This is a genomic window from Phaeobacter sp., from assembly GCF_022825805.1.
Lineage (GTDB): Bacteria > Pseudomonadota > Alphaproteobacteria > Rhodobacterales > Rhodobacteraceae > Phaeobacter.
Genome location: NZ_JAJDWC010000118.1, coordinates 41,135 through 52,996, shown reverse-complemented (window position 1 = coordinate 52,996; position 11,862 = coordinate 41,135). Strand labels below are relative to the sequence as shown.

Genomic DNA, 11,862 nt, shown 5'->3' with positions numbered 1-11,862 from the left:
TGTGAAGAACAAAGCGAAGGACGGGCTGTACTACTGGGTGTATGCAGTCGTGATCCCCTATGAAGGCGGATATTTGTCGGCCCGGCTCAAGCCAAGCAGCGCCATGTTTGACACCATTCGCAAGATCTATGCCGATCTGCTGGCAGCCGAACAGTCCGAAGATCTGTCGCCCGAAGAAAGCAAAGAGCGCTTGCTGTCGATGATCACCAACCTCGGATATGAGGACTATCGCCATTTCGCCACCCAAGCGCTCTGCGAAGAGCTGATTGCCCGCGACCAGGGACTGGGACAGGAGCCTGATCGCACGATCCTCAGCCTGCGCCAGATGTCCGAAAACGCACAAGCGCTCGTGGCTGAAACCGAAGGGCTGATCAAAGACTTCGATGCGATGCATACGATCCCTCACAATCTGCGGGTCATTGCGTCTCGGATTGAGCCCGCTGGTGGTCCGGTCACGGTGCTGTCCCAGAATTATGGCGCGATGTCGCGCGAAATGTCTGATTGGTTCGAATCGCACGTAATGGGCAAAGACAGCAACTTTGCCCAAATCAAACGGGCGGTCGGAGATTCGCTGTTCGTCAACTCCATGTCCCGTATCCTCAATGAATGTGATCGGCAGTTGCAGTCCGAACGCCGGGAATCCGGGCAATTTGACATCGAAAAAGAGCGTCAGGTTTTATCTGACCTGTCCAACCAGCAAGAGGCCGGTGCCAAGAAGCGGTTGGACCAGGTTGATCGTGAAGCGTTGCGGATCACCCATGCCTGCCAGGTCATGCATCGCCACTTCCTCGGGCTGAGCTCGACACGGGTGCTGTGTAAAATCGAAAGTGCCCGCCTGCCGGAATCCGGCGACACGCTGTCTGACATCATTGATCAGCTCGGTGTATTTCAGGAGCGAATTTCTCATCGCCTTGAAACGATCGGAAAACTCAGCAACGCGATCCGCGGCGTCGAGTAAATTCCCCACAGTTTGAGAGAACAAGAGAGGTGGCTTTTGCCGCCTCTTTTTTGTGCAGGCCCTGACAGGCGTTGCAGTGGCCCGCGCAATACCCAAAAGTTCCCCCATATCGTATCAAGCACTCACCGGTGGGCACAAAAAACCAGCCAAAGCTGTCGGGATCTTGACACGGCAGGCGTCGCGTTACCGCCCGAGAGATCTTTGCCGTTGCCATGAGAGCAAGGCCTTGCGATACCAAATAACATGGATGCATTTCTTTATCAGGCGACCATTTATCTCGCCGCCGCAGTGATCGCGGTCCCTATTGCTGCGCGCTTGGGTCTGGGGTCGGTCCTCGGCTACCTTGCCGCCGGTATTCTGATTGGACCCGTGTTTGGTCTTGTTGGCAGCGAAGCCGAAGATCTCCGACATTTCGCCGAATTTGGCGTCGTCATGATGCTGTTTTTGATCGGTCTGGAGCTGGAACCCAGAGCGCTTTGGGCCATGCGGCACAAGCTGATCGGTCTTGGTGGCTTGCAGATCCTGCTAAGCACAGTCGCGTTGATGGGGGCCGCGATGTTAGCGGGCGAAACATGGCAGGTCGCATTGGCGATCGGCCTGGCGTTGTCGCTGTCCTCAACCGCGATCGTTTTGCAGACACTCTCTGAAAAAGGTTTGATGCGCACAGGCGGCGGGCGCGCGACCTTTTCCGTGTTGCTGACCCAGGACATCGCCGTCATCCCGATTCTGGCCCTGCTGCCCTTGTTGGCCATGAAAGGAACCGCGCATTTTAATGGCGACGGCTCCATTTCCCGCCCCACCGAAGAGGCTCATGGCCACGGCGCCCACGCAACCCTGTCCCTGGTCGAAGGTTTGCCAGGCTGGGGTGTGACGTTGGTCACAATTGCAGCAATCGCTGCGATCATCCTGGCAGGGGTTTACCTAACTCGGCCGGTGTTCCGCTTCATCCATGCCTCTAACCTGCGCGAGATGTACACTGCGCTGGCCTTGATGATTGTTGTGGGCATCTCGTTTCTGATGACGCTGGTTGGCCTGTCCCCAGCGCTCGGTGCGTTTCTGGCGGGCGTCGTGCTGGCCAACAGCGAGTTTCGCCACGAGCTGGAGAGCGACCTCAACCCCTTCAAGGGACTCTTGCTTGGCCTTTTCTTCATCACCGTTGGCGCGGGTATCAACTACCGGCTTTTCCTCGCAGATCCCGGCGATCTGATCGGGCTTGCGCTGTTGGTGATCATTGCCAAGGGGCTGGTGCTCTACTTTGTTGGCAAAGCTTTTGGTCTGACCCGTCGGGATCATTGGCTATTCACCCTTGGCTTGGCACAGGCCGGGGAGTTCGGCTTCGTCTTGCTCGCATTTTCGCGGCAATTGAATGTTGTGCCGCCCGCATTATCGGAAAAACTGCTGCTGGTGATCGCGCTGTCGATGCTGATCACACCACTGTTGTTCATCCTGTATGATCTGTTGTCGAAATACGCCACAGAAACCCCGACTGAGGATCAGGCCGACGAAATTGATGAGCAAGGCCCTGTCATCGTCGCTGGCATTGGCCGCTTTGGTCAGATCGTCAACCGGCTGGTGCGGGCCAGCGGGTTTAACACGGTCGTGCTCGACAGCAATATGGCGTCCATCCAGCTGATGCGCCGCTTCGGCGTCAAAGGTTTCCTTGGCGATCCAACCCGCCCCGAATTGTTGAAAGCCGCCGGTATTGCCAAGGCTAGCGTCCTTGTTGTCGCCCTGGATGATCGTGATGCGAGCCTGCGCCTGGTTTCCCATGCGCGGCGCAACTACCCGGACCTGCACATCGTGGCCCGCGCCTATGATCGCAATCATGTTTATGCGCTCTATCGTGCAGGTGCCGATGATATTGTCCGCGAGGTGTTTGACAGTTCTCTGCGGGCAGGCCGCTACGTGCTGGAGCAAATCGGACTGAGCGAATACGAGGCCGCGCAAGCCGAACAGACTTTCTATGCACACGACCGCAAGACCATCAGAGATTTGGCGAGCCATTGGGATCCCGACAAATCGACCAGCGAAAACCCGGCATATATCGCCAGAGCGCGGGAGTTGGAAAAGGATCTCGAAACCGCGCTGTTGGAAATGGTCGAAGAACGCGCCAAATCCTCGGGGCGCTCTGCCTGATCGACCAAGCTGCCGAAGCGACCAAGTATCGCCCATCGGTAAAAGGAACGCATTGGATATGCGTCCTAGGTGCGCGCCCTTTATGTCGACTAAAATGTCTAGCTCGCAGCCGTTAATCAGGCGGCTACGATACGCCCCAAAAAGGGCAAACACTCAAAGTTGTGGTAAGTGATATCGCCGCGACAGGATCTGCCGCGCCAGACCATCAACCGTCTGAAACGCCTGCTTCGGCAAATGTTGCCATGCCACTGTGACAGGCGACAGCGCCCCGCAAAATCTGGATCGCCAGCGCAGCGCCAGAGCCTTCTCCCAATCGCAGGTCGAGCGTCAAAAACGGAGGCTTGCCCAGGTGCTTCAACAGCGCAGCATGCGCGCCCTCTGCGCTTTGGTGTCCGGCAACCGCATGATCCAGAGAGTTAGGATCCAGACGCGCCAGACATGCCGCGGCGGCGCAACAGATGAACCCATCTAGAATCAGTGGGATGCGCATCATACGCGCCGCAACCATCGCACCTGCCATTGCGGCGATTTCACGGCCCCCAAGCCTGCGCAGAGCCTCCAGACCATCGTTGATATGCGGTCCGTGTTTTGCGACGCCCTCAGCAACCACGCGGGTTTTGATCGCCAGGCCCGCATCATCCACACCGGTGCCACGGCCCGTCCACTCTCCGGCATCGCCACCAAAAAGCGCACAAGCCAGCGCAGCCGCAGGCGTGGTGTTGCCGATGCCCATTTCTCCGACCACAACAAGGTCGGCCTCTGGATCAACCGAATTCCAGCCGATTTGCAGAGCAGACAGCAGCTCTTCCTCTGTCATCGCCGCGTCCTGGGTGAAATCCTGTGTCGGGCGGTCCAGTTCGATGCTGTGCACATCCAGCCGGGCCCCGGCCATCTTCGACAATTGATTGATCGCAGCGCCACCATTTTGGAAGTTGGCCACCATCTGCGAGGTCACTTCGCCCGGAAACGCCGAAACGCCCTGCTGAACCACACCATGGTTGCCCGCAAAGATGATCACCTGGGGTGCGGTGATCATGGGCCGTGCGGCGCCACGCCAGCTTGCGTACCAGATTGCAAGATCCTCCAGGCGGCCCAAAGACCCCGGCGGTTTGGTGAGCTGCGCGTTGCGCTCTGCCGCGGCCGTTTCGGCTTCGGAGTCCACGCCTGGCGCCTGAGCCAGCTGGGCGCGGAAGTGATCAAGTGAAAACAGCGGAGACAGCATTCAAAAGCCTCATTGCATCCAAGGGGGGGCCGCAGGTAAAGCGGTTTAACCGTATGTACCTGTTCCCAGTCACACCGCAAGTCCTGCCAGAGCCATGCTTATGCCAAAAAACGACATGAAGATTATAGATATCCTACTTTCCCTCGTTCTCCTAACCCGTTTACCACTACCGCATTTGGACAAAAGCGACTTCGCAAGACAAGCACAGGCTGTATGGGCCTTCCCATTTGCAGGTCTAGCTGTTGCTTTGCCCGCTGCAGCTATAGGTCAGATTTCACTCTCTATCGGGCTGCCGGCCGTTGTTTCTGCAGGGCTGATGATCGCAGTTTTGATCCTGCTCAGCGGTGCCATGCACGAAGATGGGTTGGCCGATACCGTGGATGGTTTCTGGGGCGGTTTCGACCGCGGCAGGCGATTGGATATCATGAAAGACAGCCATATCGGAACCTATGGCGTCTTGGCGCTGATCATCGGGATCGGATTGCGCTGGGGGGCGCTCGCTGCTTTGATCCCCGTGACCGGCGTGTGGATCGTGATTGCCACCGCGATGCTGAGCCGGGCCATGATGCCTGTCTTGATGGCGCATATGCCCAATGCACGCCATTCCGGCTTGTCGCAGTCGGTGGGTAAGCCAAAGCCCACTCGGGCCTATGTTGGTGTTGGTGTCGCGCTGATTGGGGCGATCGCTCTGTTGGGCAGCAGCGCTATTGTAGCCACTGGCGTAATGTTGGTTGCTGCCGCAGCGGTTGCCAAACTAGCGCGCGCAAAGATTGGCGGACAAACCGGCGATGTGCTCGGCGCGACGCAGCAGATCAGCGAAATTGCCGGGCTGTTGTGCCTGCTCGCACTCTACGTCTGAGCCCAAAAAAAAGCGCAGGGTCTCCCCTGCGCTTCTTGTTTATCTGGCCTTAGGCAGCGCGGGATGTCAGGACATCATCGACTTGTTTCGCCGCCGAAATCTCATCACCGCCAGAAACCGCTGCAACTTCGCGGGTCAGACGTTCCAGCGCCGCTTCATAAAGCTGCCGCTCGGAGTAGCTCTGCTCTCGCTGGTCATCTGTGCGGTGGAGATCGCGCACAACTTCAGCAATCGAAATCAAATCGCCTGAATTGATCTTTTGCTCATACTCCTGCGCCCGACGGGACCACATGGCACGCTTGACCTTCGCCTTGCCTTTCAGCGTGGTCATGGCTTTGGCAATCACATCTGGCGAGCTAAGGGACCGCATGCCAATTTCGGTTGCCTTATGAGTCGGCACCCGCAGGGTCATTTTGTCTTTTTCAAAGGTGATCACGAACAGTTCTAGCTTGAACCCAGCCACTTCTTGTTCTTCGATGGAGATGATCTGTCCCACGCCATGTGCAGGGTACACAACATAATCATCCGGCCGAAATTCGGGCTTTTTCGTCTTGGTCATACAGGTCTTTCCTCGCTATGTGCCGACATCAGCGTCGGCCGTGCTGCGACACGGCTGGGTTCCGGCGACAGCCGGATCTGCGCTCCCTTACATGTCACAGAAAAGCCGCCTCTGTGGCCATGCGCTTTCCAACGCACGGTCAAGGCGGGCATTCGGTTATATCGGTCTACCGCTTTAGCATAACATAATTTTGGGCCTGAAAAAAGCCGATGGCCCATGGCGGTCAATGAGATAAAAAGACATCACACAAAAAACTGGCAATGCACTGATTACAAAAGGCTTTTGTCCGAAAATACAAAAACGGCACGGCGGTTTGGTGCGCACGTGCCGTTTCAAGAAGCTGTGTTCCACACAAGATGGAATCATTCAGGGTGTTAGCCGCCTTCGCCGGGCGCCTCAGAGAAGTATTTCTCCAATTTGCCCTCTTCGCCGTCACGCTCTTCGTAGCCTGGCATCGGATCTTTCTTGGATACGATCACAGGCCAAAGTTCCGAATACTTGCGATTGAATTCAACCCATTTGTCCATGTCAGGCTCGGTGTCGGGGCGAATGGCGTCCGCTGGGCATTCCGGTTCACAGACGCCGCAGTCGATGCATTCGTCAGGGTGAATGACCAATGTGTTCTCACCCTCGTAGAAACAATCTACTGGGCAGACCTCAACACAGTCTGTGTATTTGCAAGCGATGCAGTTGTCCGTAACGACATAGGTCATTTTGGGCGAGTCCCGTTTCTGTTTGGCGAATAGCTAATTCACAAGCGGTAAGGCTTCAAGATGTCAAAACGCACTCTGCTTACGAGTAAGATCAAGTGCTCTACGCTGTTTCTTGTCAGGGCGACCTTTTCCTTCGAAGCGCGGGTTCTGTGGCACGTGGTCCTGTTTTTCGGTCAAATCGAGGTACAGGCCTGCGGCTTCGGGTGCTGGTCCCCTCCGGGTTCCGATCGCCTCAACCTGGATCGTGCGTATCTCCCGCCCCTGCGGAAAGGTCAGGACGTCCCCGGGGGAGACGTTCTGGGATGGTTTGGTGGCCCTGGTGCCGTTGATGCGAAGATGTCCGGCAGTGACAAGCTTGGCGGACAGGCTCCGGGTTTTGAAAAACCGGGCCTGCCACAGCCATTTGTCCACACGGATTTTCTCCGACGACGGCACCATAGCCAGGTCAGTTGTCCTGTTTCAGCCCCATCAACGCCGCGGCGAAGGGGTTGTCTGGATCAATCTGCTTTTCCTTTTTTGGTGGTCGCGCGGAATAGACTTTGCTGTTCTGATCCGAACGGGGGCCACCTTTCTTGGCAGGTTTACCACCGCGACGCGGCTTGCCGCCTTTGCCACGGTCACCATCTGGCTTGCCACCTCGCGACGGCTCTCCGCCCTGGCGACGGCGGCCTTGTCCCTGATGAGCACCTTTCGCGCGGTTGCGACCCCATGTGAAGGTGAAATAGACCTCCATCTCGGGTTCGCTCGGCGTTGCGGCCTCGTTTTCAGCGCCGGTCGCAGCCTCTGCAGGCTCGGCTTGCGGCTCTGCCGTTGTCTCAGCTGGCGTCTCCGCGGCCACATCAACCTCGGCAGGTTTATCGTCACCTGCAGCCGTGTCTTCACCCGCAGCCTCAGCAGCGGCAGGATCTGCGGGCGCTTCAACAACAGGCGCGGCTTTCACCTTAACCCGCTCCGCGCGCTCAGCCTGGTAGCCAAGGCCCTGCATCAGATCAGCAAACTGCTCGAGCGTCATGCCGGTGATGGACAGCATATCGGCTTTGGCTTCGAAACCGCCACGGCTGTCTTCGGCGCGCAGCATGTCGGCCAGCCGCTCCAGCATATCGATCCGGATCATCCGCTCGCCTGCATTGCGATAACCACACATAGTGGCGTAGCCTTCGGGCGCGTCAGTTGTGGCCGGAACCGTCACCAGGCCCGCAGGCGGTGCATCTGGAAATTCAGTCAGACCTTTCGACAGCGCCCACAACACAAGCCGCAAGCGGGTCGGCGCGGGTTTCAGAAGCAGAGGCATGAAGATGGTGAACTGACCAAAGCGGATGCCATGTTTGCGCAGAGCACCGCGGGCGTCTTGATCCAGGTCTTTGACCTCTTGGGCCACCTCTGCACGGGGCAAAAGTCCCAGCGCTTCGACCATGCGGAACGCAAAACCACGCGCCAGACCAGACAGCTCTTCGTCGCGTTGCAGGTTCAAAAGCGGCTCAAACAGCGCATTGATCTTGCGGGAAATGAAGTGCTGTAGACGGCGCTCGACCTTCTGAGCCACATCCGGACCAGCCGCATCATCAACAAATACGTCAATGCGCGGGTTCAACGGATCTGCGCCTGCGACCAGTTTCCCGACCGCGTATTCGCCCCACATCAGGCCACCCTGATCGGTAAAATCAATCTCGGTATCAGGCGCGTTGTAAAAACGATCTGCCCGCAGATGGAATTGCGGAGCAAGCGCCTGCAAGGACGCAGACTTTAAAGCCTTCGCTTCGGCACCCTGAGCACCCTTGTCCGGCGAGAACCGGAAACCCTCGAGACGACCAACGAATTCCCCTTCGACGGTCACTTCACCTTTGTCATTAACTTCGGCCAAAAGGGCCTCCTTCTGTTTGAGCCGGCGCAAAAGCACGGACGTGCGCCGGTCCACAAATCGCTGAGTCAGACGTTCGTGCAAGGCGTCTGACAATCTGTCTTCTACAGCGCGCGTTTGGTCACGCCAATGACTTTCATCACGAACCCAGCCCTTCCTTTGTGCGACATAGGTCCAGGTCCGGATAAAGGCCAGCCGTTTGGACAGAACGTCGATGTTTCCGTCAACCCGGTCAATGCGCTTGATCTGCCGCGCCAGCCAATCATCGGGGACCCTGCCAGAATCGTGCAAATACTGGAAAAGCACCCCCAACAGGCCCGCATGTTCAGCCTGAGAAATCCCACGAAAATCAGGAACGCGACATACATCCCACAGCAGTTGCACCGATGGAGCCGTCGTAGTTCGGTCAATGACGTCTGCCTGTTGAGACAGGGATTTGAGCGCAATCAGGTCATCTGCTTCGCGTGCTTTGACCAGCGTAGGGTCCTGCGGCGATGATTCGAGGGACCGGATCAGCGCATCCACCGTGCCAAATTGCAGCGCCGCAGAGCGCCAGTTGAGTTTTTTCAGCGGCGTGAAGCGGTGGTCCATAATCGCCTGGGCAACGCCTTCGTCCAAGGGCGGCGCATCGCCGGTCACACCGAAACTGCCGTGCGACATGCCACGACCGGCGCGCCCGGCAATCTGGGCCAGTTCATTTGGCGCCAGCGGCCGCATGCGGCGACCATCAAATTTAGAAAGCGAGGAAAAGGCGACGTGATCGATGTCGAGGTTGAGCCCCATCCCGATCGCGTCTGTCGCCACAAGGTAGTCAACCTCGCCGTTTTGATACATCGCGACCTGCGCATTCCGCGTCCGCGGGCTGAGCGCGCCCATCACCACCGCAGCACCGCCTTTTTGGCGCCGGATCAATTCGGCGATGGCGTAAACATTGTCGACCGAAAACCCAACGATGGCCGTGCGCGGCGGCATGCGGCTGATCTTCTTTGATCCCGCATAGACCAGATCTGACATTCGCTCGCGGCGCACGAACTGCACCCCCGGCACCAGGGCAGAAATCGGCCCACGCATGGTGTCGGCACCCAGAAACAAGGTTTCTTTGGTGCCGCGCGCCCGCAGCAGGCGATCCGTGAACACATGACCTCGCTCCGGATCTGCACAAAGCTGGATCTCATCGATGGCCAGGAAATCACAGCCCATTCCCTCGGGCATGGCCTCGACCGTGCAGATCCAATACTGCGCCCGCGGCGGCACGATGCGTTCTTCTCCCGTCACCAGGGCAACGACAGATGGCCCGCGTGCGGCCACGACCTTGTCATAGACCTCTCTTGCCAAGAGCCGAAGCGGAAACCCCATTACGCCTGTGCGATGGCCAAGCATCCGTTCAATCGCATAGTGGGTTTTGCCGGTATTTGTTGGCCCCAACACCGCAACTATGCGGGTGTCACCGGCCATCTGCGCAGCTGTCATCCTTCACCTCACACCTAGGCCGCCTCTTCGCGGTGGCCTTAAAGCTCTTTGCCCGAAACAGTGTCTTTCAACCGGTCCAGCGCGCTGGTTATCTTGTCATGATGGGGATGTATAGCCTGTGCCAGTAGGTAGGCCCGATAGGCACGATCCGGATCGTTGAAGCGTTCAAACAACGTTCCGAGCGCATAAAGCGCGTTGTAGTCGTTCGGGTTCAAAGCAAGCGTGCGTTCCAGATCTGCAACCGCAGGCCCATAGAGCCCGGACACAAAATAGGCGCGGGCACGTTCATACCATCCGCGTGCAAAATCTGGTGCATGATCCGTCAGCGCAGTGAAATGTTCGACCGCGGCTTTTGTTTCGCCCCGCTCCATAGCATCGCGACCGCGCTTCAACAGAAAATCCATCGCCGCAGATCCGCTTTTGTCCCAGATCGCCTGCAGCGAACGGTCAAGCGCAATGGCTTCCTCGCGGTCTGCCTCTGCGAGGGCGGCCAGCAACTCATCCGGCTCCGTCCCGCTTTGGGAAAAAACCGGCGCTGCGGTCCAAATCAGCCCTGTCAAAGACGTTGCCGCCACGATAGCTTTGAGCTTGGTACATTTTACAACCATGATGGCTAACAGTGTAACTGTGTGGCCTGCATTTTCCAGTCCTGGGGGTATGTCCCTCACATAAAATTGCAGGTCCCGACCAAAATGAGGAAAACCAATGAGCGACGCGCTGACACAAGCTGCAGAAACACTGAACGCCAAAATGGACGGCGGTTTCGACGGATCCGCCAAATTCGAGATCTCGGGGATGGGCGCAATCATCCTTGATTCAGACGGCGCGCGCATTTCGGATGATGACGCCGACGTCACCATGAGCGCAGATGCGGAGACCTTCCAGGCGATCATCGAGGGGGAGTTGAACCCGACAGCGGCCTTCATGAGTGGCAAACTGACCATCGATGGTGACATGGGCACCGCGATGAAACTGGCCTCGGCAATGGCCTGATGGCACGCGACCTGATGGAGCTGACCTCTGCCCCCTATCTCGCGGAACTTGCCGAGGGTCCGGACGGCGGTGCTGCGCATTGGGTCACAACAGACGATGGCCTACGCATACGCGTGGGCCATTGGCATGCACGCCCTCCAGAGCAGCAACCAAACGGTGCGACTGCCAAAGGCACAATCCTCCTGTTTCCCGGCCGCACGGAATATATCGAGAAATACGGCATCACCGCGTCTGACCTGACCAATCGGGGTTACACAGTGGTGGCAATTGATTGGCGCGGTCAGGGGCTGGCGGATCGCCCATTGCCCAACAGCCCGCTGGGCCATGTTGAACGGTTTTCAGATTATCAACGCGACGTCCGTGCCAGCATCAAATTGGTTGAGACGTTGGACTTGCCAAAACCCTGGTTCCTGCTGGGGCATTCCATGGGCGGTGCCATCGGCCTGCAAGCCGTCTATGAAGCGCTACCAGTGAAGGCCTGCGTGTTTTCAGCCCCGATGTGGGGCATACAAATCCCCGCGCCCCTGCGCCCCCTTGCCAATTTGCTCAGCTTGGTTGGGCCGGGTTTCGGTCTGGCCTCCATGCGAACGCCGACCACAACGATTGATCCCTATGTGCTTGCGACCCCGTTTCCCGGCAATGCGCTGACAAATGACGCGGATATGTACCGCCTGATGCAAAGACAGGTGACGATGGATCCGAGGCTCGCAGTCGGGGGCCCGACGGTGCGCTGGCTGACCGAGAGCATCAAGGCGTGCGCCCAATTGGCCCGCAGACCCTCGCCCTCCCTGCCCTGTCTGACATTTCTTGGCACAGAAGAGCAAATTGTGAACACCGACGCCATCCACCAACGCATGGCACGCTGGCCGAGTGGTGAGCTGGCGATGATCGATGGCGCCCAACACGAAGTCATGATGGAAGACCATGGCACCCGCACAAATGTGTTCGCACGGATCGCTGCCTTCTTTGATCAGCATCGCGATTGAGCGTTCGCATCAGCAACCAGAGTTGTGTCCACCACGTTTGGAATTGCGTGCCTCCGCTGGGGGCCAGCCTCCCTCGCGACCTTCTGCCTGCTGCTGATCAGCGTCATA

11 protein-coding genes are annotated in these 11,862 nt (G+C 57.9%); 5 read left to right on the top strand and 6 right to left on the bottom strand.

Annotation, left to right across the window (positions count from 1 at the left end; all coding sequences use genetic code 11):
- Together Q0C28_RS13440 and Q0C28_RS13435 are read left to right on the top strand one after the other, a co-directional pair.
- Positions 1-958 (top strand): chemotaxis protein (locus Q0C28_RS13440; RefSeq protein WP_293576605.1); only part of this gene is annotated, 958 nt, incomplete at its 5' end.
- Positions 959-1,201: 243 nt separating this feature from the next.
- Complete coding sequence (locus Q0C28_RS13435; protein WP_293576603.1) at positions 1,202-3,094, top strand: monovalent cation:proton antiporter-2 (CPA2) family protein; 1,893 nt, start codon at positions 1,202-1,204, stop codon at positions 3,092-3,094.
- A 205-nt stretch (positions 3,095-3,299) separates the two neighbouring features.
- Here the strand turns inward: Q0C28_RS13435 and cobT are convergent, their stop codons facing one another.
- Positions 3,300-4,316, bottom strand: coding sequence for a nicotinate-nucleotide--dimethylbenzimidazole phosphoribosyltransferase (gene cobT / locus Q0C28_RS13430; protein ID WP_293576602.1), 1,017 nt, complete (start codon positions 4,314-4,316; stop codon positions 3,300-3,302).
- Positions 4,317-4,410: 94 nt separating this feature from the next.
- Between cobT and cobS the strand changes: the two genes are divergently transcribed.
- Complete coding sequence (cobS, locus tag Q0C28_RS13425; RefSeq protein ID WP_366934241.1) at positions 4,411-5,175, top strand: adenosylcobinamide-GDP ribazoletransferase; 765 nt, start codon at positions 4,411-4,413, stop codon at positions 5,173-5,175.
- Positions 5,176-5,224: 49 nt separating this feature from the next.
- On the opposite strand, the gene Q0C28_RS13420 is transcribed toward cobS, so the two are convergent.
- The 5 genes from Q0C28_RS13420 to Q0C28_RS13400 all read right to left on the bottom strand — a co-directional run bounded on the left by Q0C28_RS13420 (position 5,225) and on the right by Q0C28_RS13400 (position 10,383).
- Positions 5,225-5,734 (bottom strand): CarD family transcriptional regulator, encoded by a 510-nt coding sequence (locus Q0C28_RS13420; protein WP_293576598.1) that lies wholly within the window; start codon positions 5,732-5,734, stop codon positions 5,225-5,227.
- 374 nt (positions 5,735-6,108) lie between these two features.
- On the bottom strand, positions 6,109-6,447 hold the full coding sequence (gene fdxA, locus Q0C28_RS13415; protein WP_293576596.1) for a ferredoxin FdxA: 339 nt from the start codon (positions 6,445-6,447) through the stop codon (positions 6,109-6,111).
- A gap of 63 nt (positions 6,448-6,510) precedes the next feature.
- Positions 6,511-6,885 (bottom strand): RNA-binding S4 domain-containing protein, encoded by a 375-nt coding sequence (locus Q0C28_RS13410; protein WP_293576594.1) that lies wholly within the window; start codon positions 6,883-6,885, stop codon positions 6,511-6,513.
- A 7-nt stretch (positions 6,886-6,892) separates the two neighbouring features.
- Positions 6,893-9,775, bottom strand: a complete 2,883-nt coding sequence (locus tag Q0C28_RS13405) for a helicase-related protein (RefSeq protein ID WP_293576592.1) — start codon at positions 9,773-9,775, stop codon at positions 6,893-6,895.
- Positions 9,776-9,813: 38 nt separating this feature from the next.
- On the bottom strand, positions 9,814-10,383 hold the full coding sequence (locus Q0C28_RS13400; protein ID WP_293576590.1) for a tetratricopeptide repeat protein: 570 nt from the start codon (positions 10,381-10,383) through the stop codon (positions 9,814-9,816).
- A gap of 97 nt (positions 10,384-10,480) precedes the next feature.
- On the opposite strand from Q0C28_RS13400, the gene Q0C28_RS13395 reads away from it, so the two are divergent.
- Positions 10,481-10,768, top strand: a complete 288-nt coding sequence (locus Q0C28_RS13395; protein WP_293576588.1) for an SCP2 sterol-binding domain-containing protein — start codon at positions 10,481-10,483, stop codon at positions 10,766-10,768.
- On the top strand, positions 10,768-11,754 hold the full coding sequence (locus Q0C28_RS13390; protein WP_293576586.1) for an alpha/beta hydrolase: 987 nt from the start codon (positions 10,768-10,770) through the stop codon (positions 11,752-11,754). Before Q0C28_RS13395 ends, Q0C28_RS13390 begins: the two co-directional genes overlap by 1 nt.
- The last annotated feature ends 108 nt before the right edge of the window (positions 11,755-11,862 follow it).

Excerpts from the sequence above, each read along its gene's own strand:
- fdxA (WP_293576596.1), bottom strand. The coding sequence starts at position 6,447 with ATGACCTATGTCGTTACGGACAACTGCATCGCTTGCAAATACACAGAC.
- Q0C28_RS13420 (WP_293576598.1), bottom strand. The coding sequence starts at position 5,734 with ATGACCAAGACGAAAAAGCCCGAATTTCGGCCGGATGATTATGTTGTG.
- Q0C28_RS13390 (WP_293576586.1), top strand. The coding sequence starts at position 10,768 with ATGGCACGCGACCTGATGGAGCTGACCTCTGCCCCCTATCTCGCGGAA.
- Q0C28_RS13410 (WP_293576594.1), bottom strand. The coding sequence starts at position 6,885 with ATGGTGCCGTCGTCGGAGAAAATCCGTGTGGACAAATGGCTGTGGCAG.
- cobS (WP_366934241.1), top strand. The coding sequence starts at position 4,411 with ATGCTTATGCCAAAAAACGACATGAAGATTATAGATATCCTACTTTCC.
- Q0C28_RS13400 (WP_293576590.1), bottom strand. The coding sequence starts at position 10,383 with ATGGTTGTAAAATGTACCAAGCTCAAAGCTATCGTGGCGGCAACGTCT.
- Q0C28_RS13395 (WP_293576588.1), top strand. The coding sequence starts at position 10,481 with ATGAGCGACGCGCTGACACAAGCTGCAGAAACACTGAACGCCAAAATG.
- Q0C28_RS13435 (WP_293576603.1), top strand. The coding sequence starts at position 1,202 with ATGGATGCATTTCTTTATCAGGCGACCATTTATCTCGCCGCCGCAGTG.
- Q0C28_RS13405 (WP_293576592.1), bottom strand. The coding sequence starts at position 9,775 with ATGACAGCTGCGCAGATGGCCGGTGACACCCGCATAGTTGCGGTGTTG.
- cobT (WP_293576602.1), bottom strand. The coding sequence starts at position 4,316 with ATGCTGTCTCCGCTGTTTTCACTTGATCACTTCCGCGCCCAGCTGGCT.